Source organism: Mesorhizobium sp. M6A.T.Ce.TU.016.01.1.1, from assembly GCF_003997065.1.
Lineage (GTDB): Bacteria > Pseudomonadota > Alphaproteobacteria > Rhizobiales > Rhizobiaceae > Mesorhizobium > Mesorhizobium mediterraneum.
Genome location: NZ_RZTJ01000036.1, coordinates 1 through 26421, shown reverse-complemented (window position 1 = coordinate 26421; position 26421 = coordinate 1). Strand labels below are relative to the sequence as shown.

The 26421-nt window shown below is 62.6% G+C and carries 30 protein-coding genes and 1 pseudogene; 16 read left to right on the top strand and 15 right to left on the bottom strand.

The window, feature by feature from the left end; genetic code table 11:
• Positions 1 to 674: pseudogene (locus EOC94_RS31635) on the bottom strand (hypothetical protein); the annotation flags it as partial.
• Positions 675 to 1103: 429 nt separating this feature from the next.
• Between EOC94_RS31635 and EOC94_RS31630 the strand changes: the two are divergent.
• A complete protein-coding gene (locus tag EOC94_RS31630) occupies positions 1104 to 1409 on the top strand; it encodes a hypothetical protein (RefSeq protein ID WP_127295463.1) in 306 nt (101 codons plus the stop codon).
• Between the two features lie 133 nt (positions 1410 to 1542).
• Positions 1543 to 2052 carry an NUDIX hydrolase gene (locus tag EOC94_RS31625; protein WP_127295461.1) on the top strand — a complete coding sequence of 170 codons (510 nt, stop codon included), beginning with the start codon at positions 1543 to 1545 and terminating at the stop codon, positions 2050 to 2052.
• Here EOC94_RS31625 and EOC94_RS31620 read toward each other — a convergent pair.
• The 5 genes from EOC94_RS31620 to EOC94_RS31600 form a co-directional block, all read right to left on the bottom strand.
• Entirely contained in the window at positions 2028 to 2879 is an 852-nt protein-coding gene (locus EOC94_RS31620; protein ID WP_127295459.1) for a citryl-CoA lyase, read from the bottom strand. The two genes, EOC94_RS31625 and EOC94_RS31620, sit on opposite strands and share 25 nt — an antisense overlap.
• 13 nt (positions 2880 to 2892) lie before the next feature.
• Complete coding sequence (locus EOC94_RS31615; protein ID WP_127295457.1) at positions 2893 to 4077, bottom strand: CoA transferase; 1185 nt, start codon at positions 4075 to 4077, stop codon at positions 2893 to 2895.
• A 15-nt stretch (positions 4078 to 4092) separates the two neighbouring features.
• Entirely contained in the window at positions 4093 to 5616 is a 1524-nt protein-coding gene (locus tag EOC94_RS31610; protein WP_126104897.1) for a tripartite tricarboxylate transporter permease, read from the bottom strand.
• Between the two features lie 3 nt (positions 5617 to 5619).
• Complete coding sequence (locus EOC94_RS31605) at positions 5620 to 6156, bottom strand: tripartite tricarboxylate transporter TctB family protein (RefSeq protein ID WP_127295455.1); 537 nt, start codon at positions 6154 to 6156, stop codon at positions 5620 to 5622.
• Between the two features lie 129 nt (positions 6157 to 6285).
• Entirely contained in the window at positions 6286 to 7263 is a 978-nt protein-coding gene (locus tag EOC94_RS31600; protein ID WP_127295453.1) for a tripartite tricarboxylate transporter substrate-binding protein, read from the bottom strand.
• A 205-nt stretch (positions 7264 to 7468) separates the two neighbouring features.
• Between EOC94_RS31600 and EOC94_RS31595 the strand changes: the two genes are divergently transcribed.
• Positions 7469 to 8248, top strand: a complete 780-nt coding sequence (locus EOC94_RS31595) for an IclR family transcriptional regulator (RefSeq protein WP_127295465.1) — start codon at positions 7469 to 7471, stop codon at positions 8246 to 8248.
• Positions 8249 to 8289: 41 nt separating this feature from the next.
• Here EOC94_RS31595 and EOC94_RS31590 read toward each other — a convergent pair whose 3' ends face one another.
• Entirely contained in the window at positions 8290 to 8829 is a 540-nt protein-coding gene (locus EOC94_RS31590; protein ID WP_127295451.1) for a GNAT family N-acetyltransferase, read from the bottom strand.
• A gap of 193 nt (positions 8830 to 9022) precedes the next feature.
• Between EOC94_RS31590 and EOC94_RS31585 the strand changes: the two genes are divergently transcribed.
• Positions 9023 to 9478: a DUF2214 family protein gene (locus EOC94_RS31585; RefSeq protein WP_127295449.1), complete on the top strand. Its 456-nt coding sequence runs from the start codon at positions 9023 to 9025 to the stop codon at positions 9476 to 9478.
• Here the strand turns inward: EOC94_RS31585 and nth are convergent.
• Positions 9472 to 10269: an endonuclease III gene (gene nth / locus EOC94_RS31580; RefSeq protein WP_127295447.1), complete on the bottom strand. Its 798-nt coding sequence runs from the start codon at positions 10267 to 10269 to the stop codon at positions 9472 to 9474. The two genes, EOC94_RS31585 and nth, sit on opposite strands and share 7 nt — an antisense overlap.
• A gap of 22 nt (positions 10270 to 10291) precedes the next feature.
• Between nth and EOC94_RS31575 the strand changes: the two genes are divergently transcribed.
• The 6 genes from EOC94_RS31575 (at position 10292) to EOC94_RS31545 (ending at position 15570) form a co-directional block, all read left to right on the top strand.
• Positions 10292 to 10786 carry a DUF2244 domain-containing protein gene (locus EOC94_RS31575; protein ID WP_127295445.1) on the top strand — a complete coding sequence of 165 codons (495 nt, stop codon included), beginning with the start codon at positions 10292 to 10294 and terminating at the stop codon, positions 10784 to 10786.
• 230 nt (positions 10787 to 11016) lie between these two features.
• Positions 11017 to 11895: a methylated-DNA--[protein]-cysteine S-methyltransferase gene (locus EOC94_RS31565; RefSeq protein ID WP_126104891.1), complete on the top strand. Its 879-nt coding sequence runs from the start codon at positions 11017 to 11019 to the stop codon at positions 11893 to 11895.
• A gap of 159 nt (positions 11896 to 12054) precedes the next feature.
• A complete protein-coding gene (locus EOC94_RS31560; protein ID WP_126104890.1) occupies positions 12055 to 12963 on the top strand; it encodes a ribokinase in 909 nt (302 codons plus the stop codon).
• A 9-nt stretch (positions 12964 to 12972) separates the two neighbouring features.
• Positions 12973 to 14421 carry an amidase gene (locus tag EOC94_RS31555; protein ID WP_126104889.1) on the top strand — a complete coding sequence of 483 codons (1449 nt, stop codon included), beginning with the start codon at positions 12973 to 12975 and terminating at the stop codon, positions 14419 to 14421.
• Positions 14422 to 14530: 109 nt separating this feature from the next.
• Positions 14531 to 15145, top strand: coding sequence for a LysE family translocator (locus EOC94_RS31550; RefSeq protein ID WP_126104888.1), 615 nt, complete (start codon positions 14531 to 14533; stop codon positions 15143 to 15145).
• Between the two features lie 107 nt (positions 15146 to 15252).
• On the top strand, positions 15253 to 15570 hold the full coding sequence (locus tag EOC94_RS31545) for a hypothetical protein (protein WP_245458157.1): 318 nt from the start codon (positions 15253 to 15255) through the stop codon (positions 15568 to 15570).
• Positions 15571 to 16059: 489 nt separating this feature from the next.
• Here the strand turns inward: EOC94_RS31545 and EOC94_RS31535 are convergent, their stop codons facing one another.
• Positions 16060 to 17001 (bottom strand): nucleoside hydrolase, encoded by a 942-nt coding sequence (locus EOC94_RS31535; RefSeq protein ID WP_127295443.1) that lies wholly within the window; start codon positions 16999 to 17001, stop codon positions 16060 to 16062.
• A 143-nt stretch (positions 17002 to 17144) separates the two neighbouring features.
• On the opposite strand from EOC94_RS31535, the gene EOC94_RS31530 reads away from it, so the two are divergent.
• Both EOC94_RS31530 and EOC94_RS31525 read left to right on the top strand, forming a co-directional pair.
• Positions 17145 to 17570 carry an Hsp20 family protein gene (locus EOC94_RS31530; protein WP_023797450.1) on the top strand — a complete coding sequence of 142 codons (426 nt, stop codon included), beginning with the start codon at positions 17145 to 17147 and terminating at the stop codon, positions 17568 to 17570.
• A 62-nt stretch (positions 17571 to 17632) separates the two neighbouring features.
• Entirely contained in the window at positions 17633 to 17890 is a 258-nt protein-coding gene (locus EOC94_RS31525; RefSeq protein WP_095488403.1) for a DUF1150 family protein, read from the top strand.
• Between the two features lie 82 nt (positions 17891 to 17972).
• On the opposite strand, the gene ptsN is transcribed toward EOC94_RS31525, so the two are convergent.
• The 6 genes from ptsN to lptC all read right to left on the bottom strand — a co-directional run bounded on the left by ptsN (position 17973) and on the right by lptC (position 23264).
• Complete coding sequence (ptsN, locus tag EOC94_RS31520; RefSeq protein WP_095488401.1) at positions 17973 to 18437, bottom strand: PTS IIA-like nitrogen regulatory protein PtsN; 465 nt, start codon at positions 18435 to 18437, stop codon at positions 17973 to 17975.
• Positions 18438 to 18567: 130 nt separating this feature from the next.
• Positions 18568 to 19152 carry a ribosome-associated translation inhibitor RaiA gene (gene raiA, locus EOC94_RS31515; RefSeq protein WP_095488399.1) on the bottom strand — a complete coding sequence of 195 codons (585 nt, stop codon included), beginning with the start codon at positions 19150 to 19152 and terminating at the stop codon, positions 18568 to 18570.
• Positions 19153 to 19420: 268 nt separating this feature from the next.
• A complete protein-coding gene (gene rpoN / locus EOC94_RS31510) occupies positions 19421 to 20947 on the bottom strand; it encodes an RNA polymerase factor sigma-54 (RefSeq protein ID WP_095488397.1) in 1527 nt (508 codons plus the stop codon).
• A gap of 190 nt (positions 20948 to 21137) precedes the next feature.
• Positions 21138 to 21956 (bottom strand): LPS export ABC transporter ATP-binding protein, encoded by an 819-nt coding sequence (lptB, locus tag EOC94_RS31505; protein WP_095488396.1) that lies wholly within the window; start codon positions 21954 to 21956, stop codon positions 21138 to 21140.
• Complete coding sequence (locus tag EOC94_RS31500) at positions 21956 to 22564, bottom strand: LptA/OstA family protein (protein WP_095488394.1); 609 nt, start codon at positions 22562 to 22564, stop codon at positions 21956 to 21958. Before EOC94_RS31500 ends, lptB begins: the two co-directional genes overlap by 1 nt.
• A complete protein-coding gene (gene lptC / locus EOC94_RS31495) occupies positions 22551 to 23264 on the bottom strand; it encodes an LPS export ABC transporter periplasmic protein LptC (protein WP_095488392.1) in 714 nt (237 codons plus the stop codon). The genes EOC94_RS31500 and lptC overlap by 14 nt, the downstream gene beginning before the upstream one ends.
• Positions 23265 to 23582: 318 nt before the next feature.
• Between lptC and sppA the strand changes: the two genes are divergently transcribed.
• The 4 genes from sppA (at position 23583) to EOC94_RS31475 (ending at position 26416) form a co-directional block, all read left to right on the top strand.
• Positions 23583 to 24536: a signal peptide peptidase SppA gene (gene sppA / locus EOC94_RS31490; RefSeq protein WP_127295441.1), complete on the top strand. Its 954-nt coding sequence runs from the start codon at positions 23583 to 23585 to the stop codon at positions 24534 to 24536.
• Between the two features lie 69 nt (positions 24537 to 24605).
• Complete coding sequence (locus EOC94_RS31485; RefSeq protein WP_023797441.1) at positions 24606 to 24890, top strand: integration host factor subunit beta; 285 nt, start codon at positions 24606 to 24608, stop codon at positions 24888 to 24890.
• 76 nt (positions 24891 to 24966) lie between these two features.
• Positions 24967 to 25299, top strand: a complete 333-nt coding sequence (locus tag EOC94_RS31480; protein WP_126104883.1) for a lipopolysaccharide assembly protein LapA domain-containing protein — start codon at positions 24967 to 24969, stop codon at positions 25297 to 25299.
• 136 nt (positions 25300 to 25435) lie between these two features.
• Positions 25436 to 26416 carry an ornithine cyclodeaminase family protein gene (locus EOC94_RS31475; RefSeq protein ID WP_127295439.1) on the top strand — a complete coding sequence of 327 codons (981 nt, stop codon included), beginning with the start codon at positions 25436 to 25438 and terminating at the stop codon, positions 26414 to 26416.
• Positions 26417 to 26421: the final 5 nt, after the last annotated feature.

Genomic DNA, 26421 nt, shown 5'->3' with positions numbered 1-26421 from the left:
GCACTGGCGTTGCCGCCGGCGCCGCCATGGCCAGCGTCACCTTCATCCGCGAAAACGAGACCGCCGCTTCCGCCGCCATCACCGCCCTGACCGCCGGTGGCTGTCGCAACCATGCCGTGATGAAAATTGCCCTCCGTGAACAGGCTAGCGGTGTTGGTGGCACTGGCGCTTCCGGCGTTGCCGCCATTGCCGCCCTCGCCACCATTGCCTACGAGCAACAGAAAGCCGTATCCGCCATTGCCGCCATTGCCGCCGTCCGCCGTGACATCATAGGCGCTAACATGGGGCAGAGCCGGCGCAGGCACGCTCTGGTCGGTGTTGTTGACATGCACTGCGTTGCCGCCCGCGCCGCCATTGCCGCCGTCGCCGTCATAGCCGCTGCCGTTGCCTCCATTGCCTCCATTTTGATTGATGAGGACTTGCGCATGAACGACATCTGTCGAAACGGGAAGGAGCCCTGCCAAGGCCGTGGCGCCGAGCAGCAGCGCCAGGCGATTTGGCAGAATGGCCCGGCCGGGCAAAATGCGCCGGTTCTCGCCGCGCGCGGCTTCCGGCGCGGGTCCGGCTTTCTTGCTCGATCTGATATCGACAGGGCGTTCCGTCGAAACGGCCTTATTGCCGATGACGGTCCGCCGCACGGAATCCGACACGGAGAGCCTTGAGAACAAAGCCATGCACTACCCCCTAGAGTGCGACGTTCCCAATCTCTACTTGGATCCGCCGCTGCCGCCACATCTACTCAGGCAGTAAAAAATGCTGGATATTCGTAATAGAACTCAACGCATTAAGGTCGGCGCTCCCGATTCGTTGTAAAGCGCTGGCTTGATTAGAATACATTAACTTCTGCCCGATGGAATTCGAATTGTTGAACTTGCGCCTGATGGAATCGAAGTGTTGCGTGAAGGACACTGGCCAAAACGTCTGGCGTTTCATAGTCGTCATATGACGGCAATGCTTCAATCGGACTGCCATAATATTAGAGCCCACGAATATAACACCCTGAAAGGCAGGCGCATCGATTCCGCTACGATCGGACCTTGGCCATGGCATCGCCGCACAGACATCCTATATTAGGAGGGTGTCTCCTCCGCGGGAATGAACGGATGTCGCAGTCTCGTCTTTCAACGATTTTCACGTCGGCATTGCTGGCGACGGCGACGTTGCCGGGCGCAAGTCCGGTCGCCTTGGCACAGGTCCTCAACCCCGCCGACCGCAACGCGCTGGTCCGGCAAAACGAATTGCAGGTGCTCGAGAACAGGCTGCGGCGCCAGCAATATCAGCAGCAGCAACAGCAGTTCCGTGCTCAGGATCGGGAGATCGCGCCGTCGCAGCGGCCTGATGTGCAGCAGATGAGGCCTACTTGCCAGTTGCAGCGGTCGGGCAGCCGCTTTATCAGCACTTGCCGCTGATGAGCCGGCGCTTTTCCTTTATTTAGCCGACTTATATGCTTGAACGCCTCTGTTCTTGAAGTAGCATCGAAGGCGGTTTTGATTTCGCAGCGTGCCTTTGTGCTTGGGCACTGCCCTGATTGGATCGTCGGGAATGGCAGCCACCAAGAAGAAGGTCGTACGCAAGGCGAGGAAGGGTGAGCGGGTCCGTCAGGTCGCGGCGATCCCCTTTCGGCTGAGCGGGCGTGGCGATATCGAGGTGATGCTGGTCACCTCGATATCGACAAGGCGCTTTATCGTGCCCAAGGGCTGGCCGATGAAGGGCAAGAGTGGGCGCAAGGCAGCCACCATCGAAGCGCAGGAGGAAGCCGGCGTCCTCGGCAAGACGCTGAAGCAGCCAGCCGGCACCTATTCCTACTGGAAGCGGCTGACGAACCGCTTCGTCCGCGTCGATGTCACCGTCTATCTGCTGGCGGTGACCGAGGAGCTGGCCAACTGGCAGGAAGCCAAAAGACGGCAGCGGGCATGGCTGACGCCGGAAGACGCAGCAGTGCTTATCGACGAGCCCGACCTTTCAACGCTGCTGAAGAACCTAAAAATTCCCCAACCAGCGCCCGCTAGCGAATTTGAACCAGGGCCTCATTTGGAGTCGTCGTCTCCCTGAGGAAAAGGCCGGACCGGCGTGCCGGTATAGGCCCACAACCATTCGCGCGGCAGTGGTCCCTTGTTGCGGTCGCTCTGCTGCGACTGCTCCCATGCATGCGCCAATATGCCGACCGAGCGCGACAGCACGAAAAGGCCACGCGTCAGCGGCGGCGGAAAGCCGAGCTCGCCATAGATGACGGCGGTGGCGCCGTCGATGTTGAGCGGGATTTTCTTGCCCTTGCGCCGCGCGACCTCGGCCTCAACAGCCTCGGCGATGTCGGCGAAACGGCCGCCGACGATGCCGCGCGCGGCAAAATCGCGGGTCAGTTCGATGAGGCGCGGCGCCCGCGGATCGACCGGATGGAAGCGATGGCCGAGCCCCGGCACATAGGATTTTTCCTCGGCAAAGAAGCGATCGAGCCGCGCCGTGACAGCGTCGGCAAGCGTCATGCCTCCGTCCAGTGCCGCGGCGATGTCGCCGTAGAAGGCAAGCGCCTGCTCGCCAGCGCCGCCATGCACGTCGCCAAGGACGTTGATGGCTGAGGCCATGGCGCTATTGATGCCGACGCCGCAGGTAGCCGCCATCCGGGCAATGGCGATCGACGGCGCCTGCGGCCCGTGATCGACGGCAGCACCGAGCGCGATGCCGAGCAGCGCCGCCTGCTCCTCACCAGGCAGTTCGCCGCGCAGCATCAGCCAGATCATCGCCGGAAAGCTGACGCGGCCGATCAGATCCTGGATCTCGTAGCCGCGCAGCCGAATGACGCCGGGGCGCATTTCGATGATATCGGTCTGCCACCATTCCTCGCCGCGCTCGCGGCCGGTTTTTTTCCCAACGTTGCTCATGGTCTCGCGTCGCTCATGCCTGCGCTCTTTTCTTGACGCGGGGCGGCAAGCCGGCAAACACCTCCTCCATATGCTCGCCCAGCGTCGGCGGCGGCTTGGTCGGCGAGGGTGCTGCGCCATCGACCATGAACCCGCCGCGCACGACGGTCAGCGGCCGGTCCATGTTCGGCATGCCATCGAAACGGGTGGTCATGTCGCGTCCGATCACTTGCTGCTCCGCCAGCACCTGCGGGATCGTCAGCACCCTGCCCGCCGGCACGCCTGCGCGATTGAGCGTCTCCTCCCAAGCCGCGGCCGAGCCGCTCGCCAGGGCATCCTCGATCAGCGCCTTCAAGGCGATGCGGTTGCGCTTGCGCGTCTCGCGCTCGGCAAAGCGCGGGTCCGACGCCAGATCGGGCAGCCCGATCAGCCGGCAGAGCGCCACGAATTGCTCCTGCTTGTTGGCAGCGATGTTGAGCAAGCCATCGCCGGTGCGAAACGTTCCAGAAGGTGCCGCCGTCATGTTCTCATTGCCCATCGGCTGCGGCTCGACATCAGCCGTCAGATAGTTGGAGACCGGCCAGCCCAGTGCGGAAAGCGTGCATTCGAGCATCGACACGTCGAGAAAAGCGCCTTCGCCTGTCGTCTTCTGCTTCACAAGTGCAGCAGTGATGGCAAAGGCACCAACCAGCCCGCCCAACGTGTCGGCAACGGGATAGCCGACACGCAGCGGCGCGGTCTCCGGCGTGCCGGTGATACTCATGATGCCGGACAGTCCCTGTATGATCTGGTCGTAGGCCGGATTGTCGCGCATCGGCCCGGTCTGTCCAAAACCCGAAATCGCACAATATACCAGGCTGGGGCGGACCTCTTTCAGCTTCTTGTAGCCAAGCCCCAGCCGGTCCATCACGCCGGGGCGGAAATTCTCGACCAGAGCGTCGGCGGAGGCGACCAGATCGAGGAAGCGTTCGCGATCGGCCTCTTTTTTGAGATCAAGCACCACCGATCGTTTGCCCGCGTTCTGCGCCAGGAACGAAGCGCCCATTCCGGCACTGTTGAGCTCCGGCGAGCCGCCGAGCTGGCGCGCCAGATCGCCGCCTTGCGGCGCCTCGACCTTGATCACGTCCGCCCCGAGCAGCGCGAGCTGATAGGCGCAGTAAGGACCTGCCAGAACATTGGTCAGGTCGAGGATGCGGACACCGGACAGCAGATCGGTCATAATGTCACAAACAGGTCAGGCATCGCCCGGCACATGCTCCGGCCCACGCGTGCGCCTGCGCTCGACGTAGGCCCAGATATGCGGCCCAATCAGCCCGATGAACGCCAAGGTCAGCAGTGTCAGCGACAGCGGATGCTTGTAGAACACCGACCAGTCGCCATTCGAGATGGTCATCGCCCGGCGGAACTGCGCTTCGGCGAGCGGCCAGAGGATCATGCCGATGATGACCGGCGCCGTCGGGAAATCGAAGCGCCGCATCAGGAATCCGGCCCCGCCGAGCAGATAGAGGATGACGAGGTCGGTCGGCGACTGAGAAATGCCGTAGGTGCCGACCGTGGCGAACACCAGGATGCCGGCATAGAGCTGCGGCGCCGGGATTTTCAGCAGCCGCACCCACAGACCGATCAGCGGCAGGTTGAGGATGACGAGGATGACATTGGCGATGAACAGGCTGGCGATCAGCCCCCAGACCAGATTGGCCTGCGTCATGAACAGCATCGGCCCGGGATTGATGCCATAGCTCTGGAAGGCCGACAGCATGATCGCGGCCGTCGCCGAAGTCGGCAGGCCGAGCGTCAGCATCGGCACCAGCACGCCGGCAGCCGATGCGTTGTTGGCGGCTTCCGGTCCGGCAACGCCTTCGATGGCGCCGACCGTGCCGAACTCCTCCTTGTGTTTGGAGAGCTTCTTCTCGATCGCATAGGACAGGAACGTCGGGATCTCGGCGCCGCCGGCCGGCAAGGCGCCGATCGGGAAACCGAGCAGGGTGCCGCGCAGCCAAGCCTTCCACGAGCGTGCCCATTCGGCGGCGGTCATGTAGAGCGATCCCCTCAGCGGCACGATCTCGTCCTTGCCGGCATAGCGGCGCGAGGCCATGTAGAGCGTCTCGCCGACCGCAAAGAGGCCGACGGCGACGACGATCACGTCGACGCCGTCGAGCAACTGGCTCATGCCGAAGGTGAAGCGCGGCTGGCCGGTCTGCAGGTCGACGCCGACTAGGCCGATGACGAAGCCGACGAACAGGCTCGTGAGGCCACGCACCGACGACGAGCCGAGCACCGCCGAAACCGTGATGAACGCCAACACCATCAGCGAAAAATATTCGGCCGGGCCGAAAGACAGCGCGAATTTGACCACGACCGGGGCCAGGAAGGCGACGCCCAGCGTGCCGAGCGTGCCGGCGACGAAGGAGCCGATCGCCGAGGTGGCAAGCGCCGCGCCGCCGCGGCCGGAACGGGCCATCCTGTTGCCTTCCAGCGCGGTGACGATGGTAGCACTTTCGCCTGGCGTGTTGAGCAGGATCGATGTCGTCGAACCGCCATACATGGCGCCGTAATAGATGCCGGCAAACAGGATGAAGGACGCTTCCGGCGCCACCTGATAGGTGATCGGCAAAAGCAGGGCGATGGTCAGCGCCGGTCCGAGGCCGGGCAGCACGCCGATCGCGGTCCCCAGAGTCGTGCCGAGCAGGCACCACATGAGATTGACCGGCGTAAAAGCGACCGAAAATCCATGCGCGAGGTGGCCAAGCGTTTCCATGCGTCACGCCCTCAACATACGGATAATCGCATCGAGAACCGTGTTCAGCTGGTTCTCGATGAAGCCGGCGCCGATATTGACGCCGAGAGCCCTGGCGAAGCCGAAATAGGCGGCAAGCGCTAGGATAAGGCCGAGCATCACATCACGCAGCGGATGTCTGCTGCCGAACCCATGGCAGATGAGAACGAACATGATCACCGAGGCCGCGGTAAAGCCAAGCGGCTGGATCAGCACAAGGTTCGCGACCAGCCCGACGGCGACGATGCCCATCGCCTTCCAGTCGGTCGGCGTTTCCTTTTCTTCGTCCGGTTGCCAGCCGCCCCGCAGGGCGGCGACGATCAGCAAGAGGGAGAGGATCGTCATGCCAACCATGGTGATGTAGGGAAAGACGGTCGGGCCGACCTTGGAGTAGAGCGGCGACACAGGAATCGATAGCGTCTGCCAGGCTACCGCGCCGGCGCAAGCGAGAAGCCCGATGCCGATCAGCAATTCGGGCGCGGCAAGGCGCGGCCGCGCCGCCTGCTGGTCGCTGGTGCTCATGATCGTCCTCCCTGGATAGCCGGTCTCCCACAGCCGACCTCACCGCAGTTTCACCCGCGCTGGATCGTATGTCCATGCGGCTGGCGAACATCGGAAAGGGGCGGCGCAGGCCACCCCCTTCCGAGGGTATCAGGCAAGGCCGAGGTCCTTGAGGATGGCCGCGATCCTGGTCGTGTCTTCGGCGAGAAATTTCGCATAGTCGTCGCCGGTGAGCAGGATTTGCGTCCAGTTGCGGTTCTTGCATTCGGTGGCCCAGGCATCGCTTTTGGCCATGGTCTCGACCAGCGTGATCATCGCCGCCTTGTCGGCGTCGGAAACGCCCGGCGGTGCGAAGACGCCGCGCCAGTTGAACAGTTCGACATCGATGCCGGCTTCCTTCAGCGTCGGTGCGTCGATGCCTTCCTGTGGCTTGTCCGCGGAAATGGCGAGCAGCCGAAGCGCGCCTGCCTTGACCTGTTCGGAGAACTCACCATAGCCGGAGATACCGGCCGCGACCTGGTTGCCGAGAAGCGCCGACAGCGCCTCGCCGCCGCCGGCGAACGGCACATAGGAGAGGTTGGCTGCCGGAACACCGGCCGTCTTCGCGATAAGGCCGAACAATATGTGGTCCGAGCCGCCGGCCGAACCGCCAGCCACCGGGACCTTGGTCGGATCGGCTTTGAGGGCGGCGACGAAATCCGCTGCTGTCTTGAACGGCGAGGCCGCCGGCACCACAAGCGCCTCGAACTCGCCGGTGAGGCGGGCGATCGGCGTGACTTCGGTGAGATTATTGGCCGATTTGTTGGCTATGATGGCACCAACCATGACCATGCCGGCAACCATCAGCGAATTGCCCTTGCCATTCCACTGGCTGATGAACTGCGGCAGGCCGACTGTGCCGCCGGCGCCGCCGACATTGGTGATCTGCGAACCGGAGATCAGTTTCTCGCTGCGCAGCACCTGGTCCATCGTGCGCGCGGTCTGGTCCCAGCCGCCGCCGGGCGCTGCAGGCACGAAGATCTGGATCTGCGGCGCATCCTGCGCGAATGCGGGCGAGAGATGCAACGCTCCGAAACCGGCTGCGCCGGCAGCAGCGGTGCTCATTAGAAATCTGCGTCTGTTCAGCATGGGGATTCCTCCAATCACGACACCTCCTCTGGTGCCTGCCAGCAACGTAGCCTGAATTCAGACCCGCTCGACAAAAATTCATGCAGTCTTTGCATCGTTCTGTCAACAGGAACGTCATTCTGCTAGACAGAACTGTCCGCATGCTGCACATTGTTTCGATCGGCGCTTTCTGTCCAACGGAGAACGGAACGACGTGGTCAAGCAGATGGCCGTGACACAACCCAAGCCTGCCTCGACCGACGGTGTTGCCGCGCTGGATCGTGCGATCGCCATCCTCGATGCTTTCGCCACCGCTGACCGCTCGCTCAGCCTGGCCGAAATCGCGGCGCGGACCGGCCTCTACAAGAGCACCATCCTGAGGCTGGCGAACTCATTATTGCGCGGGCAGCTGCTGGAGCGCCTCGATGACGGCCGCTACCGTGTCGGCCCTGCCACCTTCCGGTTGGGCGCCCTGTACCAGCGTTCGGTCGTGGCGATCGATATCCTGCTGCCGATCATGCGCGGTCTAGCCGACCGAAGCTGGGAAAGCGTCGCGTTCTATGTCCGCTCGGGCGATGTCCGCACCTGTCTCTATCGTGTCGAGTCCAAGCACCCGATTCGCTACACCATACGGGAAGGCGACGTGCTGCCCTTGCTGGCCGGTTCGGGCGGCCGCGTGCTTGCGGCGTTTTCAGGTCAGCAGGGAGAGCCTTACGAGACGATCCGCGAAACCTATCACTGTTTGTCGGTCGGCGATCGCGACCCCGAGACGGCGGGCGTCTCGGCACCGGTGTTCGGGCCGGGGCAGACCTTGCTCGGTGCATTGACGCTGTCAGGCCCGAGCACACGCGTCGACGCGGCCTTTCTCCAGCGCATGAAAAATCCGCTGATCGAGGCGGCCGCGCGCGCCACCCGCGCTTTCGGCCAAGACGCCTCGATGCTCGAACAGGCGGCTCGTAAAGCCGGTGCCGAAACGGAAGGCTCAGAAAACCTCGATTTGGCCTGACCACAACGACAGCCAGAACGACAGGATGACAGGAAACACCCTCAAGGCTGCCGTTCCAGCAGGATCGTCGCAGTGTCGTGATAAGTGGTTCGCAGCACTTCCCTGTAACCACATTTTGCCGCGACGTTCCGCGAACCGGTGTTTTCCGGATCGATGATGCAGACGGTCCTTGCGCGCCCGAATGCTTCGTCGCCCCAGGCGAGAACCCGTCCGACGACCTCGCTGGCGAAACCCATTCCGTGGGCAGCCGGGACGAGTGCCCAACCAGCTTCCGGAACGCCTTCGATTGACGGCACCATATCGCGCTTCAGGTCGTGAAAGCCGGCCTCGCCGATGAAGCGGCCGGATGCCTTATCCTCGATCGCCCAGAAGCCGTAGCCTAGCAACGACCACAGGCCCGAATGCCTGAGGAAGCGCATCCAGCTTTCCTCTCTCGTGCGCGGCTTGCCGCCGATGAAGCGGGTGACGGCCGGATCGGCCCACATGGCGACATAGGCGTCGAAATCGTCGAGCCGGTGCGACCGCAGGATGGTTCGCGGTGTTTCGATGACGGGAGCGACGAGCGCCTGTGGATTATCCATGTGTCATGCCTCGGTTGGGTTGCCTGCGTGCTTAGTGCATATCGCCCAAGACTGCTCGGCGGTTTTGCGGATAAACAAGAGCCAAAGCCTGTGCAGATCATCTTCCAGCCCAATGTGAATCCTGCCCAGCAGTGTTACTTTCACCAGCAGCTGATTCAGCGCGTCCGCTGGGCTTCTGACGGAGGGAAAGGGCATGGATACCACCGATCTTGTGCTTGCCATCTTTCATCATCTGCTGGTGTTTTCACTGGCAGGCATCATCGGCGCCGAGTTTGTCCTGATCCGCGGCGATCTGCCCGCCACGACGCTCCGGCGGCTTGTCGGCATCGACCGTCATTACGGCATCATCGCCATGTTGATCATCATCCTCGGCATCGCCCGCGTCATCTACGGCCTGAAGGGCTGGGAATTCTACGTCTACAACTGGGTGTTCTGGGCAAAGATGGCAGCCTTCGTCATCGTCGGCCTGCTGTCGATCATCCCGACCGTCCGCTTCGGCTCCTGGAGCAGGCAGGCCTCGGCCAGCCCCGGCTTCCAGGTGCCTGCGGCGCAACTCGCGTCCGTTCGAACTTATGTCCGCGCCGAAGCCTTCATCTTCCTGCTGATCCCGGTCTTCGCGGCGGCGATGGCGCGCGGCTACGGCTACTGAATTTCGCCTACCGGTTCGAGCGGCGCAATCTCGACCAGCGGCGCCGGCACATCAGTCGTCTTTTCCTCGGCCTTGCAGATGTCGGCGATGACGCAGACCGGACAATCCGGTTTGCGCGCCTTGCAGACATAGCGGCCATGCAGGATCAGCCAGTGATGCGCGTGGCGCATATATTCGTCCGGAATGATCCTCAACAGCCCCTGCTCGACCTGTTCCGGCGTCTTGCCTGGCGCCAGCCCGAGCCGGTTGCCGATGCGCAAGATGTGTGTGTCGACCGCCATCGTATGCTGGCCGAAGGCCATGTTGAGCACGACATTGGCGGTCTTGCGTCCGACGCCCGGCAGCTTGACCAGTTGGTCGCGGTCGTCAGGCACCTCGCCGTGATGGTCGCGGATCAGCGCTTCCGACAGCGCAATGACGTTCTTGGCCTTGTTGCGCCAAAGCCCAATGGTGCGGATATAATCGCCGAGCTTGGCTTCGCCGAGCGCCAGCATCTTTTGCGGCGTGTCGGCGACCTTGAACAGCGCCCGCGTCGCCTTGTTGACGCCGACATCGGTCGCCTGTGCCGAAAGCACCACCGCCACCAGCAGCGTGAAGGCGTTGATGTGTTCGAGTTCGCCCTTCGGCTCGGGCCGCTGAACGGAAAAGCGTCGGAAAATCTCGTGCACCTCGCCCGGGCTGTAGAACGACCGCACCGGCCGGGCACGCGGCTTGGCAGTTGGGCCGTCGCGTCGGCCGCGGGGGAAGTCGTTTTTGGGTGTGGAGGAATTTTTGGACTTGGGGTTCGCCATCCCCTTCCTATAATATCCCGCCATGAGCGATACAAACGCCTCATTTCAGGCTGACGAGCCATTCTTCGAGGCGTTGCTGACGCCACATCGGTCGCTGGGCAAAACCGGCTTTGCCATCCTGATGGGCGCTCTGCTGTTCGGCTCGTTGGTCACCGGAGCGTTTTTCCTGTCGCGCGGCGCCTGGCCGGTGTTCGGCTTCCTCGGTCTCGACGTCATCGCCGTCTACATCGCCTTTCGCGCCAACTATCGTGCCGCCCGCGCCCGCGAGGAGGTGTCGGTCTCGCGCACCAGTCTCGACATCCGCAAGACCGCGCCGTCAGGCAAATTGGAAGCGCATCGCTTCAACCCGTTCTGGGCGCGTTTTTCGGTCGCCCGCCACGACGAGATCGGCATCACCAGGATGGCGGTGGAAGCACAAGGCCAGAATGTGCCGATCGGCGGCTTCCTCAATCCAGACGACCGCGAGAGCTTTGCCACTGCTTTTTCAAGGGCACTGGCGACCGCGAAGGCGCGTTAAAACCGCCACCTCAACATCCCGCCGATCTTGCGGCGACCGGCTCTCCAACGCCTTGCCATACACGGTAATCAGCAACGTCTCCTTCTCCTTGGTGAGATGCACCTTTTCGCCAGCCATCATCGGCTCCTTTCCCGAAGCCAACTCTATCTGGGGATGTGCGGAAAGAAGGCAAGTTTCGGGTGGTGATCGGCGCCGCGAAGGACGATATTCGCGCTCAAGGAGATAGTCCCATGAACGCACAGACAGCTATTCTGAAGAAAGACATCACACCCGAAGGCGGTGACTACGAAGTTGTTCGGCGCGCGATCGAGAAGATCAGCCTTGACTACCGCGACCAGCCGTCGCTCGAAATACTGGCCGAGGAAGTTGGCGAGACGCCGACCGGCCTGCAGAAGCTCTTCACCCGCTGGGCCGGCCTGTCGCCCAAGGCCTTCCTCCAGGCCGTCACGCTCGACCATGCGCGCAAACTGCTCGATTCCGGCATGCCGCTGCTCGAGGCTTCTTTCGAGGTCGGCATGTCAGGTCCCGGACGGTTGCACGACCTTTTCGTCACCCACGAGGCGATGTCGCCGGGCGACTACAAGACGCGCGGCGCCGGGCTGACGATCCGCTACGGCTATCATATCTCGCCCTTCGGCATCGCCCTGATCATGGTCACCGACCGCGGGCTTGCCGGCCTCGCCTTCAACGATGCCGGCGGCGAGCGTGCGGCCTTCGCCGACATGTCCAGCCGCTGGCCGAACGCAAACTATGTCGAGGACATGGCTGCGACCGCGCCCTATGCCGCGCGCATCTTCGATCCGGCGCTGTGGCGCGCCGACCAGCCGCTGCGCGTCGTCATGATCGGCACCGACTTCCAGGTTCGCGTCTGGGAAGCCCTGCTGCGCATCCCGATGGGCAAGGCCTGCACCTATTCCTCGATCGCCGCCCGCATCGGCGCACCGAGCGCCAGCCGGGCGGTGGGTGCCGCAGTCGGCGCCAATCCGATGTCGTTTGTGGTGCCGTGTCACCGGGCTCTCGGCAAGTCCGGCGCGCTCACCGGCTACCACTGGGGCCTGACTCGCAAACGCGCCATCCTTGGCTGGGAAGCGGGACAGGTCGCGCCTTGAAATAGTTCACGGCCTCGTGCGCTGATACCCAAACAGACCTTGCGACACCGGCGAGACGCTTTCGCCGGTGTTTTTCGTTAACCCGCGAAATGACTGCCCGCTCTGGAAAGCAGCTGTCTTCCGGGCTAGCTTCCCGCGCAGTCAGCAGGGAGGCACCACTTGATAATCGTTGTCGGCTCGATCAACCTCGACCTTATCGCCAATGTCGACCGCTTGCCCGCACCTGGCGAGACGGTTCGGGGTTCCGGATTCACCACCGCTCCCGGCGGCAAGGGCGCCAACCAGGCGCTGGCTGCCGCACGCGCCGGCGCCAAGGTGCGCATGGTCGGCGCGGTCGGCAAGGACAACTTCGCCACTGAAGCCCTGGCTCTGTTAAGAGAGGGCAAGATCGACCTGTCCGGTGTCGGTGAAACATTCGCCTCGACCGGCACGGCATTGATCATGGTCGCCGACGACGGCGAGAACGTCATTGCCGTGGTGCCGGGCGCCAATGATTCGGTCGTGACGGGCGATCTTTCCAAGGCTTTCATGAAAAAGGGCGATGTCGTGCTCTTCCAGCAGGAGATCCCGCTGCACACCGTCGATGCCGCACTGGACGCGGCACGGGCGGCAGGCGCGATCACCGTGCTCAACACGGCACCCTTCCGTGCAGAGGCGACCGCCTTCCTCGGCAAGGCCGACTATGTCGTCGCCAACGAAACCGAATTCGATCTCTATGGCGAGGCGCTGTCGCTGAGCGGTCGCGATCGCCCGGCGCGGATGCGCGATTACGCCGGGAAGACCGGCCGCACAATCGTCGTCACGCTCGGCGGTGACGGCGTTCTGGCTGCCACGCCAGCCGATCTTCTGATGGTTCCGGCGCTGAAGATCACTCCGGTCGACACGGTCGGCGCCGGCGACACGTTTTGCGGCTATTTCGCCGCCGGCCTGTCGTCCGGCCTGCTGCTCGAACAGGCGCTCGCCCGTGCTGCAGCCGCTGGTTCGCTCGCTTGCCTGAAGCCCGGCGCCCAGCCGTCGATCCCGCAGGCGAAGGAAGTCGACGCGGCGCTACAAAAATCCGCCAGCTAGGTGAGAGCCATGCGTCCTGCCACGAAACACGCCGCGCCGCCTGCCGGCGATATCTGCCGCCGGTCCGCCGTGGACCTTGCCGCCGCGATCCGGCGCCGGCGTCTGTCCGTGCGCGAGGTGGTGACGGCATTCCTCGACCGGATCGAAGCAGTGAACCCGCTGGTCAACGCCATCGTCTCGCTGCGGGACCGTGCCGACATCTTGCGCGAGGCCGACCAGGCGGACGCGCATCTGGCGCATGCAGGGCATACCGGACCCCTGTTCGGCCTGCCGATTGCCATCAAGGATCTCGCACAGACCAAGGGCCTCAGGACCAGCTTCGGCTCGCCGATCTTCGCCGATTTCGTGCCGCAAGAGGATGACTTCTTCGTCGAACGCGTCCGCAAGGCCGGCGCCATCATCATCGGCAAGACCAACGTTCCCGAATTCGGCCTTGGCTCCAACACCTACAACGCCGTGTTCGGCCCGACGCTTAACGCTTTCGACCCGGCCTTGACCGCCGGCGGTTCGAGCGGCGGCGCGGCGGTCGCGCTGGCGCTCGACATGGTGCCTGTCGCCGACGGCAGCGACTTTGGCGGCTCGCTGCGCAACCCGGCGGCTTACAACAATGTCTTTGGCTTTCGCCCGTCGCAAGGACTGGTCCCGGCGGGCCCGGACCTCGACGTCTTTCACGCACAGATGGGCGTCGAAGGGCCGATGGGCCGCAGCGTGCGCGACATGGCGCTGCTGCTAGACGAGCAGGCCGGCTACGACCCTCGCGCGCCGCTCTCACATCACAAGCACGGCTCGTTCCTCGAAGGGCTGCAAACGGCGGCGGCCGGCGGCCGCATCGCCTGGTTCGGCGATCTTGGCGGCCATCTGCTGGTTGAACCCGGCATCCTTGATCTTTGCGAGGCCGCTCTCGGCCGCTTCGCCGAAATATCCTTTCAGACCGAAGCGCTGGTGCCGGATTTCGACTTCGAAGCCCTATGGCAGGCCTTTGTGACGCTGCGCCAGGCGAGCGGCGGTTGTGCGCTCAAGGCGCATTACGACGATCCCCTGAAACGCAGACTTCTGAAGCCGGAGGCCGTGTGGGAGGTGGAACATGCGCTGCGCCTCACGGCGCCGCAGATCCACGCTGCCACGGTGAGGCGCTCGTCGTGGCACAAAACCCTGCTGTCGCTCTTCGACCGCTTCGACCTCATTGCGCTGCCGACCGCGCAGGTCTTCCCCTTCGAAGTCTCCACCCACTGGCCGACACAAGTGGCCGGGCGTGCCATGGACAGCTATCACCGCTGGATGCAGGTTTCAGCGCTCGCCACGCTGGGCGGCTGCCCTGCGGTCAACGTACCGGCGGGCTTCGATGCCAGAGGCAGGCCGATGGGCATGCAATTGATCGGGCGGCCGCGCGGCGACATGGCCGTGCTGAGAGCAGCAGCGGCCTATGAGACGACGCTGCCGTGGCAGGCCGGGGCCTAAATCCAGGTCAAGGCTGCCAACGACATATGTTCCCGGCTTGCACCGGCGTTGCTGTCATGCATTGATCACGGTCGGCCGCGTCGCAAGCCGGATATTGTCGAGGAAAACCATGTCGCTGGAACTTTACGCCACCTATGTCGTTGCCTGCATCGTCATTATCCTGGTGCCTGGACCGACGGTCACGCTGATCATCGCCAACAGCATCCGCCACGGCTCCCGCGCCGGCCTCGCCAACGTCGCCGGCACCCAGGCCGGGCTGGCCATCATGATCGCCATTGTCGGCATCGGATTGACTTCGCTGATCGCGGGCATGGGCCATTGGTTCGAGTGGGTCAGGCTGATCGGTGCCGCCTATCTGATCTGGATGGGCGTGCAGATGTTCCGCTCCAAGGGCAAGCTGAACGCCGACGGATCGGCCAAGACACCGCGCGGCGGCTTCTTCCTGCAGGGCCTGCTGGTGGCGATCAGCAATCCCAAGACGCTGGTATTCTTCGGCGCCTTCTTTCCGCAGTTCATCGCCCCTGAAGGCAATTACGCGCTGCAGATCGGCGTCATGGGTCTCACTGCCATGATCTTCGCCGCCGTGTCGGATTCGACCTACGCGCTGGCCGCCGGTCGTGCCGGACGCCTGCTCTCGGCCGGCCGCGTCAAGCTGCTGTCGAGGATCAGCGGCAGCTTCCTGGTCGGCGGCGGCCTGTGGCTGGCATTTTCAAAGGCGAAGTAACAGCCGCGAGCCCGGCGTCACGAACAGTAATATCGCCGGAGCAAAAAGGCTGATTGAAAGTCAGCCTTCGTGCCACCACATGAATCTGCACTGAGGGATTCATGTCTATGCCGTGGACTTATGCGGATTTGAAAAGGAACGCGTTTGGCGTAATCCTGCTCATCACTTTGTTCGCGGTGATGGTTCCGTCGGCTCTGAACAAATGGGCGAATGACGCAAGCCCGATCCGGTCGGTTGACCCGATCGACGCTACGATCAAAAGTGTTCAGTGGGGCAAAGGACGCGGCGCTGTTTATGTACTTTTTCTCGAAAACGGTTCGCCGGTTCTTATCGATGACGATCGTCCGCACCTGATCGGCTCGCGCGTCAGCATTGAACGCGTCACGCGCGACAACGGTTCGATCTCCTACCGGTTTACAAGTTGAGCAGCGGCCTGTGGCTGGCGTTTTCAAAGGCGAAGTAAGCGCCACCCTTCCTTTCGGAGAAAGATGCTATTGAAGAAGGCATTTACTGTACCCAAATATAGTGGATGGGTCCAACGAGGCTTTCTCTTAGAAATCGGCTGCTTCTACTTCAAGAGGAGTTTCGCGACAAAATAGTTGGCGTCACTTTCTTTTGCGCGCTCGTTCTTATGGCCGCTATACCGATTCTGACAAGGCCGAACAGCCCGATTGTTGATACCCAACGTGTGAAAGGCGTCGTCCAAAGCACTAGGACGACGCCTATAAATCCGAAACTTTCGATCGGCCGGGGATTTCGTTAGATATGAAATCCGTCTCTACGACCGCGATGCACCGGTATTTGTCGATGGTGAGGTTGGGAGGCCCCATATGATTGGTTCGGAAGTTTCGATCGAGCGACAGCATCGCGAGACCGGCACCGAAACATACCAATTGCTCAATGAGTGAGCGGCCCTAGAGCCGCCCCAGCCGTTCCAGCAGCAGCGCGAAAAACGCATCATGGTCGATGTCGCGCATCACCATGGCGTTCTTCGGCCGCTTGGTCACGCCCCACCAGTCGATCACGGTCATACCCATGGTAAGCTCCGAGGCGGTCTCCACGGTGACGTTGCAGTCGCGGCCCCCGAACAGTTCCGGCTTCAACAGATAGGCGATGACGCAGGGGTCGTGCAGTGGGCCGCCATCGGTGCCGTATTTCTCCTCGTCGAAGCGCTCGAAGAATTCCAGCATCTCCGTAGTGGCCGTGCCGACCCTCGTGCCGAGCTTGCGGAAGGCTTGCGTGCGCTTGGCCGTGGTCAACGCCTTGTGGGTGACGTCGAGCGGCATCATGACGATCGGGATGCCGGATTTGAACACGACATCGGCGGCATGCGGGTCGACATAGATGTTGAATTCGGCGGTCGGGGTGACATTGCCGCCTTCGAAGAAGCCGCCGCCCATCAGCACGATTTCCTTGATGCGCGGCGCGATCTTCGGCTCGCGGATCAGCGCCAGCGCGATGTTGGTGAGCGGTCCGAGCGCGCAGAGCGTGATCGTGCCGCTCTCTTCCTTCATCAGCGTCTCGACGATGAAATCGACCGCATACTGGTCCTGCAGCTTCATTGTCGGCTCGGGCAATTGCGGTCCGTTGAGGCCGGTCTCGCCATGCACCTCCTCGGCGGTGACCAGTTCGCGCGCCAGCGGCCGGATGGCGCCCGCATAGACCTTGATGTCAGGCCTGCCGGCCAGTTCGCAGATCTTGCGTGCATTCTTTTCGGTGAGCCTCAGCGGCACGTTGCCGGCAACGGCGGTCATACCGACGATCTCCAGCTCGGCGCTGCCGAGTGCCAGCAATATGGCGACGGCGTCATCCTGGCCGGGATCCGTGTCGATGATGATCTTGCGGGATTGGGGCATTTCAATTCCTTGTTTGGGGAGTCTTTTTGGGCGGGGCTTTCGACGGCTTGAACTTGACCGCGGGGCGGACCATATCAAGACCATCGGGAAAAATGCCATCCGGGTTTTTCCGCTTTATGTCGCTCTTGAGAGGACAGTGTAACATGAGCCGAATGACGCCTTTCTCCAGCCCGCTTCTTCTGGGTTTCGACGCCATGGAAAAGACCCTGGAACGTCTGGCGAAGTCAGGTGACAGCTACCCTCCCTATAACATCGAGCGCCTCAGCGGTGCCGACGGCAAGGCCGAAAGGCTGCGTATCACGCTCGCTGTCGCCGGTTTCGCTGAAAACGATCTCGATGTGACCACGGAGGAAAACCAGTTGGTCGTGCGCGGCCGTCAGAACGACGATACCGAGCGCGAATTTCTTCATCGCGGCATTGCCGCGCGCCAGTTCCAGCGCTGTTTCGTGCTGGCCGACGGCATGCGGGTGATCGCGGCGGAGCTGAAGAACGGCCTTTTGTCGATCGATCTCGATCGGCCCGAGTCCGAACGGCTGGTACGGAAAATAAACATATCGGTGAAAGACTGATCTTCACCGATGGCTCTCATGCGAGGCGGCCTTGAGCGGCGTCCTCGCGCCAAGGAGGCTTAATGACCAGAACTGACGAAAATCTCATCATGACCAGCGGCGAATTCGCCCATCTCGGCGAAGGCACGGTCGCCTATCTCAGGAAAGTGTCGAGCGACGATCTGCGCGGCCGTTTCCCGGGCCTCGGCGAAATCGCGCCCGGCCTGGAACTGTGGGCCCTGTTTGCCGCCAATGGCCAGCCGATCCTGCTTTCGGACGCTCGCGACCGGGCGCTGGCCGGCGCCCTGGAAAACGACCTGACCCCCGTCGCCATCCACTAAATTAACAATACGGCACAGCGATCTGGTTGGAACGGACAGGGCCGCCCACGGCGGCCCTTCAACGGATCTGATCAAAAAAAGCTCAGGCCGCGTGCGAGGCCTGTGTATCCGATAAAAGCGCGTGGATCGCTGCGGCGTCGCGGGTGCCCCTGATCTTGGCTACGGTGTCGGCGTCGCGCAGCACCCGCGCGATACGCGACAGCGCCTTGAGGTGATCGGCGCCGGCGCCTTCGGGCGCCAAAAGCAGAAACACCAGATCGACCGGCTGGTCGTCCAGCGCCTCGAAATCGACCGGCGTCTCCAGCCGTGCGAAAACGCCGGCGATCCGCTTCACCCCGGCCAGCTTGCCATGCGGAATCGCGATGCCGTTGCCGACACCGGTCGAGCCCAGCCGTTCACGCTGCAGGATGGTGTCGAACACCTCCCGTTCCGGAATGCCGGAAATCGCCGCCGCCCTTTCGGACAGCATTTGCAGCAGTTGCTTCTTGGAGTTCGCCTTCAACGCCGGCAAAATCGCCGGAACGTTGATAAGATCGCTCAGATCCATACTTGAAATCCCTTGTTCGCCTGCCGTCGCCAGTCCTCACTCTCGCGTGCGGCTGGTTCCCTATCCCAGTGCGCCTTGGCCGTCATCTCTGTGCGATCCTGGGTCGTCATCTCTGTGCGACCCTGGGTCGTCATCCCTGCGCGACTTTGGTCGTAGATGGGTCGATCCAGCCGATATTTCCATCCGGCCGACGATAGACGATATTGAGATGCTCGTTTCCGGCATTGCGAAAGACGAGGACCGGGGTGTCCTTGGTGTCGAGCTCGATCACGGCTGACGCCACCGACATGGTCCGCAGCGTCATGGTTGATTCGGCAACGATGGCTGGCGCGAAATTCTCCGGTATTTCCTCATCGTCGTCGGCAAGCGGCGCCATCACCGTATAGGCGATGTCGGTGAGCTCGCCATTGGCATTGCCTAAATTATGTGACTTCAGCCGACGCTTGTAGCGCCGAAGGCGGGTTTCAAGGCGATCCGCCGAGGCCTCGAAAGCGAGCGTCGGGTCCTGGGCTTCACCGGTCGCCTGCAGCGAAGCGCCGGAATCCAGCCGGATCATGCAATCGGCCGTGTAGCGCGACCCCGATTTGACGACTACGATTTGACCTGAAAAGCCCCGATCGAAATATTTCCCGATCACTTCCCCGACACGGTCGTTGATGCGCGTACGGAACGCATCGCCGATATCCATGTGTTTTCCTGATATGCGCAGTGTCATCTGAAAACTGACCTTCCTTGCTCAGGCTTCAAACTGTCCCGAGTTTATACCCGTGATCTGTGCGCACAAGCTTTGCGGCGTCACTTGCGCCGATTTTAAATCCGAACTTTCCGGTTGATCACAAGCCGCCTTCTTTGACCGTCCCGTGGCCAACGTCGTGACGGACCATCCACATGCGGGCAGTAGCCCGTCTCATGCGGGCGGGCTTCTAGCCACTTCGTTGCGGCTTGTCAATGAAGCGCAAAAGCTGTGGAAATTCCGTCGGAGATCACCGCCCGGCGCTGGCCAAGGCGCGTTTTTCACGCCGCCTCTGCACCGACGAGGGAATATTCATGCCCTCCCGATACTTGGCGACCGTGCGCCTGGCGATATCGACGCCGCTTTCCCGCAACATATCCACAATCGCGTCGTCGGAAAGCACGTCGACGGTTTTCTCCTCGTCGATCAACTGCTTGATGCGGTCGCGCACCGCCTCCGACGAATGCGCGTCGCCGCCACCCGACGAAGCGATCGAGGCGGTGAAGAAATAGCGCAGTTCGAACACGCCGCGCGGCGTCAGCATGTATTTGTTGGCGGTGACCCGGCTGACGGTCGATTCGTGCATGCCGATGGCATCGGCCACCGTGCGCAGGTTGAGCGGCTTCAGGTGACGCACGCCATGGACGAGGAAAGCGTCTTGCTGGCGCACGATTTCCGAGGCGACCTTGAGGATGGTCTTCGCCCGCTGGTCGAGGCTACGCGTCAGCCAGTTGGCATTCTGCAGGCATTCCGCCAGGAAATCCTTTTCCGTCTGGTTCTTCGCATGCGGTGAAACTTGGGCGAAATAGATATGGTCGACCAGCACGCGCGGCAGCGTTTCAGAGTTGAGTTCGATCACCCAGCTCCCGTCATTGGCCGCCCGCACTTCGACATCGGCGACGATCGCGTCGCTGGCGCCGCCCGAAAACGCCATCCCTGGGCGCGGATCGAGCGCACGTATCTCGGCCAGCATGTCGAGCAGATCCTCCTCGTCGACCCCACAAATCCGTTTCAGGGTCTGGAAATCGCGCCGCGCCAGGAGTTCGAGATTGGCAATCAAAGCCTTCATCGCCGGGTCGAGCCGGTCGCGCACGGCGAGCTGCAGCGACAGGCATTCGGCGAGGTCGCGGGCAAAGATGCCGGCCGGCTCGAACGTTTGGCAGACAGCGAGCGCATTCGTCACTGCTGTTTTGTCGGTGCCGAGACGGGCGGCGATCTCGGCCATGTCGGCGCGCATATAGCCGGCCTCGTCGAGGCCATCGGCCAGTTCGCTGGCGATCAGTCGTGCTGCCGGGTCAGCGAAGGCAAGCGCGACCTGTTCGCCGACATGCTCGCGCAGCGTGATGGCGGCGGCCGCCATGTCTGCGACGTCGAAGCCGTCGGACGAGGACGCGGAACCATTGCCGGAGGCCGACTTCCATTGGGCCGTCAGGTCGGGACCGAGCCGCTCGCTGGTGCCGGGGTCATCGGGAAACAGGTTTTCCAGCGAAGTATCGAGCTTTTCCGAGATCGCCTCGGCACTCCACGCCGTTTCCGTCTCGAACCAGTCGCCGCCGGGGGCCGTTTCCGGCGCGACGTCGATCTTCTGCGCCTGGTCACTTACGGCATCGTCCTGCGGCTCGGCGCGCTCGAGCAGAGGATTGCGCTCGATCTCGTCGTCGATGAAGCGTTCCAGCTCGATGTGGGTGAACTGCAGCAGCCGTATCGACTGCATGAGTTGCGGCGTCATCACCAGCGACTGGGACTGTCGAAGCTGTAGTTTTGCCGCCAACGCCATGGTTCGGTTTCAAACGCCCTGTCTACGCATCCGGACTGCCGGAAGGAGTTGGGCATAGAAACTGGCCCGGCTTTTGCTTGTCAAGGCGATGGCGATCAAAACTCGCCTATCGTCGCGTTATTCGGACGAGAAATCGGAGAAAAAGGCCTGTCTCGCGTCAAAAAACGCGTTTGGACAGAAATATTCACGCTTAGAGTGTAAATCCCTCACCGAGATAAAGCCGCCGCACATCCGGGTTTGCGACAACTTCGTCGGCCCGACCGTGGGTCAACACCTGGCCGGCATGGATAATGTAGGCGCGGTCGATCAGGCCGAGCGTCTCGCGGACATTGTGATCGGTGATGAGCACGCCGATGCCCCGCGCCGTCAGATGGCGCACGAGTTGCTGGATATCGGCGACGGCGATCGGATCGATGCCGGCGAAAGGTTCGTCGAGCAACATGTATGCGGGTCGGGTCGCCAGTGCGCGCGCGATTTCTAGGCGCCGCCGCTCGCCGCCGGAAAGCGACAGCGACGGGGCCTTGCGCAGATGGCTGATGTGAAACTCCTCGAGCAATTCGTCGAGACTGCGTTCGCGCTCCTTGCGGCTCTTTTCGACCACTTCGAGCACGGCACGGATGTTTTGCTCGACGGTCAGGCCGCGAAAGATCGACGCTTCCTGCGGAAGGTAGCCGATGCCGAGGCGGGCACGGCGGTACATCGGCATCGAGGTGACATCGAAGCCGTCGATTTCGATCGTGCCTTCGTCGACCGGCACCAGGCCGGTGACCATGTAGAAGCAGGTCGTCTTGCCGGCGCCGTTGGGGCCGAGCAACCCGACCGCCTCACCGGCGCGCACGCCGATCGTCACGCCGCTGACGACTTTGCGGCCCTTGTAGCTCTTGGTCAGGCCCTTCGCGATCAAGGTTCCCTTGAACTTTACCGTGTCGACAGTGACCGTGGCCGGCGCCGCAAGTTTGCCGGCGGCGCGTCCTGAGAGACGCGCCATCAGCGATGCTACGTCGGCCATCAGGGCTTCGCCGCTCCCGACTTCGGCGGCGTGATCGACATCATGACGCGGCCCCCGCAGGCGTCGACCTGGGCCAGGCCGCTCTTCATCTGCACGGTGAGCTTGCAGCCGACCAGCACATTGTCGCCTTGCGAAAGCACGACCTTGCTGCCTGAAAGCACCAGCACTTCCGTCTTCATGTCGAAAGTGCCGCGGTCGCCGGTGGCGACTTGGTCATCCGATTTGATATAGACCTTGTTGGCGACCTCCAGGCGGTCGATGTTGGCCGAGCCGGTCATCGCGGCACCGGCGGCCTCCGTGCCCTTGGCGGCAGCGCCGGCATCCTTGACGTAATAGACCGTCATCTTGCCGGCCTTGAGCACGGTCGGACCCTGGACGACGCTTACATTGCCTGTAAACACGGCGACGCTATCCGCCTGGCGAACCTCGAGCTTGTCGCTTTCGATCTGGATGGGCTTGTCGCCGGACAGTTTGAGGCCCGACAGCTGGCTGGTGGCCTTGGACTGCGCCAGAGCCGGCGTCATCCCCAAGCCCAGCCCCAAAACCAGCGCTAGGGCCGGCAACGCCGAAGCCGCGGCCACAAGCCGTGCCGAACTACTGAACCGCATTGGATGCTCCGCTCATTGCCTCTGCCGCCTTCAAGCTGGCGGGATCGATGTTGACACGCACTCTGTTCTCGAAAACCACGATCTTGCCGTTGTCCTGGATCGACATCGAATCTGCGGTAATCCGCGACCCGCCACGGCTGACGTCGACCGGATCACTCGTCTTCATAGTGCCTTTGCCCATGTCGAGAAAGACCGATTTGAACTTTGCCTCCAAGCCGTCGGTGGTGGTTATGGTGACATCGCTGGTCAGGCTCATCGTGTTGCCATCGCGATTGTAGGTGCCGCGCGAGGCATTGACGGCCGCCACATTGTCGGCCGAGATCGGCAGCTTGGCGTCGATGCCCTCCAGATCGATGATGCCTTGCTTGCTCACGTCCTGTATGGCGCGCAAGGCGGTCATGGAATAGGGCAGTTTCTGCTTGGTGAACCCGTTGAGCTTGGGGTTGGCCATCACCAGCTTGCCATCGGCGAAGGCGCTGCCGTCGGCCTGGACCTGGATCGAGACAGGCGCCGCGAGATACGAATAGACCGGGAAGGCGACCGCGATCACGGCAGCGACCAGCGGCACCGCCAGCTTCAAGATACGCACGCGGCGCGAATGGCGCTGGGCAATGCCGAAGGCGTCGACCCGCGTCGGGCCTACGTTCGGGGGGGCCAACTCCGTCTCGGTGTTGGTCGGTTCGATCGGTCGCGCTAACATAACTGCTTTCTTTTAAACCCCTGCCGCCAAGCACCCTATAGGTGGGATGCCGGCGCCCTCAAGCAAGCACAAGCGGAGGAAAACCGCAAAAGTGTGACGGTTGCTGTGGCACAAACGAAAATGAAACCGCCACAACTTGCACGTCATACCAGATACAGCGGGACAGCGTTAGGGCCTGTGGATTGGTCTTGATGTCACTTGAAACGCCGGCTCGCGAACGTCGACACCCTGTCTTTGGCGCGAGTTCGTCAGGAATCGGTAGCCGGGCGCGGATGGTTGCTTTAAAAGCATCTGCTCCCACCGACTATGAGGCTGACCATGGCACTGAGAGCCGACGACCTGATCGACCGCCGCCGCTTGCGCCGCAAGCTGACATTCTGGCGCGTCACAGCGCTTGTTGTCGCAGCGGCCGGGCTGATTGCCCTTTCGACCTGGATCTACGGTGACGACTTCACCGGCACGGCGGTCGACCATATCGCCAAGGTCAAGATCGAGGGCACCATCACCGAAGACGAAGACCTGATCAAACGGCTGGATGACATCCGTCAATCATCGAGGGTGAAAGCTGTGATCCTGTCGATCGATTCACCGGGCGGCACCACCGTCGGGGGCGAATCGATTTACGAGGAAGTGCGCAAGCTGGCCGCCGAGAAGCCGGTCGTGGCCGAAGTCGGCACGCTGGCCGCATCGGCGGGCTATATGATCGCCACCGGAGCCGATCATATCGTCGCGCGCAAATCGTCGATCGTCGGCTCGATCGGCGTGCTGATCCAGTATCCGGACGTCAGCGGCCTTATGGACAAGCTCGGCATCAAGCTCGAGGAAGTGAAATCGTCGCCGTTGAAAGCCTCGCCATCGCCCTTCAAGCCGACCAATGACGACGAGCGCACAATGGTCCGCAAGCTCATCCTGGACAGCTACGACTGGTTCGTCGGCATCGTCGCCGAACGCCGCAACATGACCAAGCCGGAGGCGCTGGCGCTGGCCGACGGCTCGATCTTCACCGGCCGGCAGGCTCTTGCCAATAAATTGATCGACGCGGTCGGCGGCGAGACCGAAGCGATCGACTGGCTCGCAACCAAGGGCGTCGATGCCAAGCTCAAGGTGGTGGAGTGGAAGGATACCGAAAGCGGCGGCTTCCTGTTCTCCAAGGCGATGGCGCGAACTATCGGCAGTGCGCTCGGCCTGCCCGACTATGGCGGCGACATCATCCACGAACTTGGTGCCGACCGCTTGTTTCTTGACGGTCTCGTTTCCGTCTGGCACCCTTGAGACGAGTGAAAAAGCAAATAAAATCATCCTCATAATTTTGACCACAGTGTTTTCACGGGGAGCCTTCTCATGATCAAATCCGAACTTGTGCAGATCATCGCCACACGCAACCCGCACCTTTTTCTGCGCGACGTCGAAAACATTGTCGGCGCGATTTTCGACGAGATCACCGACGCGCTTGCCGAAGGCAACCGGGTCGAGCTGCGCGGTTTCGGCGCTTTCTCGGTGAAAAACCGCCCCGCCCGCACCGGCCGCAATCCGCGGACCGGCGAATCCGTCGAGGTCGAGGAGAAATGGGTGCCGTTCTTCAAGACCGGCAAGGAATTGCGTGAAAGGCTGAACAGCGGCAAATAGGCGCCGCGCGGGTCACGCGCCGGCCTTTTCAGTAGGGCCCGGCCCTCGGTAGAACCCGCCTTCGACAGGAAATTCCATGTTCAATCGCTTCATGCTCATCGTGGTCTTCGTGCCGCTGGCCGTCATCCTGATTGCGCTGGCCGTCGCCAACCGCGATCCGGTTGCCTTCACCCTGGACCCGTTCAATCCCGGCAATCCGGCGCTGACGATGACGCTGCCGCTTTTCATCTTCCTGTTCCTGGCTCTCGCCATCGGCATGGTCGTCGGCAGCCTGGCGACCTGGGTCAAGCAGGGCCGCTATCGCAAGCTGGCGCGCCAGCGCGGCGTCGAAGCCGAGAACCTGCGCCAGGCGGTCAGCCGCGCACCGGCTGCACCACAGGGCCCGGCCTTGCCGAAGCCGACGAGCTGAGCCAATGAAGCGCCGCGTCTTTTTTGGACGCGCAAAGGGCGCTGTACCATTTTGATTTACGCATGATCGTTTCCGAAAAATCGGTTCCGATTTTCGAGATCATGCCGAGGCGCATTTCTCTCTACGGAGTTTCCCCATGCTGACCATTTCGGCGGCCGAGGTCGATCATGCACTGACGTTTCCCGGACTGGTCGAGACGCTGCGCGCGGCCTTTCGCGATGGCGCGGTGCAACCGGTCAGGCATCATCATACGGTCGAACGGCCCGACGGCGCGGCTTCGACCCTTCTGTTGATGCCGGCCTGGACCGACTTCAATGCGGCCGGCACTTCGGCAGGCGGCCATATCGGCGTCAAGATCGTCACGGTGTCGCCCGACAACAACGCCGTAGGCAAACCGGCGGTGATGGGGCTTTACCTCTTGCTCGACGGCGCGACGGGCGAGCCCGAAGCCATGATTGACGGCCAGCGGCTGACGCAGTGGCGCACGGCCTGCGCCTCGGCGCTGGCCGCCTCCTATCTGGCCTGCGAGGACGCTTCACGGCTGCTGGTGGTCGGCGCCGGCGCGCTGTCGCCGTTCCTCGCCAAGGCGCATTCGGCGGTGCGGCCGATCACGACGATCCGCATCTGGAACCGCACGCCGGCCAATGCCGAAAAGGTCGCGGCGAAATTGCGCGCCGAGGGTTTTGCCGCCGCCGCAGCAAGCGATCTCGACGCCGAACTCGGCCTGGCCGACATCATTTCGTCGGCGACGATCACGACCACGCCGCTGATCAAGGGCGCGCTGTTGAAGCCGGGAACCCATATCGATCTGGTCGGCGGCTTCACGCCTGATATGCGCGAGAGCGACGACGATGCGATTGCGCGTGCCCGCGTCTATGTCGATACCCGGGCCGGCGCCACCAAGGAAGCAGGCGACATCGTCCAGCCGCTGGCCTCGGGCGTGCTGAAGGCGCAAGCCATCGTCGCCGATCTGCATGAACTGGCGCGCGGCCAGAAGAAGGGCCGGCAGAGCCCCGGTGAGATCACGCTGTTCAAATCGGTCGGCGCGGCCCTTGAAGACCTCGCCGCCGGCATTGCCGTGTACAAGGCGCTCAAGAGTAGGGGAGTAGGGGAGTAGGGGAG

Coding starts and splice junctions, on each gene's coding strand:
- EOC94_RS31630 (WP_127295463.1), top strand. CDS start 1,104: ATGTCGCAGTCTCGTCTTTCAACGATTTTCACGTCGGCATTGCTGGCG.
- EOC94_RS31625 (WP_127295461.1), top strand. CDS start 1,543: ATGGCAGCCACCAAGAAGAAGGTCGTACGCAAGGCGAGGAAGGGTGAG.
- EOC94_RS31620 (WP_127295459.1), bottom strand. CDS start 2,879: ATGAGCAACGTTGGGAAAAAAACCGGCCGCGAGCGCGGCGAGGAATGG.
- EOC94_RS31615 (WP_127295457.1), bottom strand. CDS start 4,077: ATGACCGATCTGCTGTCCGGTGTCCGCATCCTCGACCTGACCAATGTT.
- EOC94_RS31610 (WP_126104897.1), bottom strand. CDS start 5,616: ATGGAAACGCTTGGCCACCTCGCGCATGGATTTTCGGTCGCTTTTACG.
- EOC94_RS31605 (WP_127295455.1), bottom strand. CDS start 6,156: ATGAGCACCAGCGACCAGCAGGCGGCGCGGCCGCGCCTTGCCGCGCCC.
- EOC94_RS31600 (WP_127295453.1), bottom strand. CDS start 7,263: ATGCTGAACAGACGCAGATTTCTAATGAGCACCGCTGCTGCCGGCGCA.
- EOC94_RS31595 (WP_127295465.1), top strand. CDS start 7,469: ATGGCCGTGACACAACCCAAGCCTGCCTCGACCGACGGTGTTGCCGCG.
- EOC94_RS31590 (WP_127295451.1), bottom strand. CDS start 8,829: ATGGATAATCCACAGGCGCTCGTCGCTCCCGTCATCGAAACACCGCGA.
- EOC94_RS31585 (WP_127295449.1), top strand. CDS start 9,023: ATGGATACCACCGATCTTGTGCTTGCCATCTTTCATCATCTGCTGGTG.
- nth (WP_127295447.1), bottom strand. CDS start 10,269: ATGGCGAACCCCAAGTCCAAAAATTCCTCCACACCCAAAAACGACTTC.
- EOC94_RS31575 (WP_127295445.1), top strand. CDS start 10,292: ATGAGCGATACAAACGCCTCATTTCAGGCTGACGAGCCATTCTTCGAG.
- EOC94_RS31565 (WP_126104891.1), top strand. CDS start 11,017: ATGAACGCACAGACAGCTATTCTGAAGAAAGACATCACACCCGAAGGC.
- EOC94_RS31555 (WP_126104889.1), top strand. CDS start 12,973: ATGCGTCCTGCCACGAAACACGCCGCGCCGCCTGCCGGCGATATCTGC.
- EOC94_RS31550 (WP_126104888.1), top strand. CDS start 14,531: ATGTCGCTGGAACTTTACGCCACCTATGTCGTTGCCTGCATCGTCATT.
- EOC94_RS31545 (WP_245458157.1), top strand. CDS start 15,253: ATGCCGTGGACTTATGCGGATTTGAAAAGGAACGCGTTTGGCGTAATC.
- EOC94_RS31535 (WP_127295443.1), bottom strand. CDS start 17,001: ATGCCCCAATCCCGCAAGATCATCATCGACACGGATCCCGGCCAGGAT.
- EOC94_RS31530 (WP_023797450.1), top strand. CDS start 17,145: ATGAGCCGAATGACGCCTTTCTCCAGCCCGCTTCTTCTGGGTTTCGAC.
- EOC94_RS31525 (WP_095488403.1), top strand. CDS start 17,633: ATGACCAGAACTGACGAAAATCTCATCATGACCAGCGGCGAATTCGCC.
- ptsN (WP_095488401.1), bottom strand. CDS start 18,437: ATGGATCTGAGCGATCTTATCAACGTTCCGGCGATTTTGCCGGCGTTG.
- raiA (WP_095488399.1), bottom strand. CDS start 19,152: ATGACACTGCGCATATCAGGAAAACACATGGATATCGGCGATGCGTTC.
- rpoN (WP_095488397.1), bottom strand. CDS start 20,947: ATGGCGTTGGCGGCAAAACTACAGCTTCGACAGTCCCAGTCGCTGGTG.
- lptB (WP_095488396.1), bottom strand. CDS start 21,956: ATGGCCGACGTAGCATCGCTGATGGCGCGTCTCTCAGGACGCGCCGCC.
- EOC94_RS31500 (WP_095488394.1), bottom strand. CDS start 22,564: ATGCGGTTCAGTAGTTCGGCACGGCTTGTGGCCGCGGCTTCGGCGTTG.
- lptC (WP_095488392.1), bottom strand. CDS start 23,264: ATGTTAGCGCGACCGATCGAACCGACCAACACCGAGACGGAGTTGGCC.
- sppA (WP_127295441.1), top strand. CDS start 23,583: ATGGCACTGAGAGCCGACGACCTGATCGACCGCCGCCGCTTGCGCCGC.
- EOC94_RS31485 (WP_023797441.1), top strand. CDS start 24,606: ATGATCAAATCCGAACTTGTGCAGATCATCGCCACACGCAACCCGCAC.
- EOC94_RS31480 (WP_126104883.1), top strand. CDS start 24,967: ATGTTCAATCGCTTCATGCTCATCGTGGTCTTCGTGCCGCTGGCCGTC.
- EOC94_RS31475 (WP_127295439.1), top strand. CDS start 25,436: ATGCTGACCATTTCGGCGGCCGAGGTCGATCATGCACTGACGTTTCCC.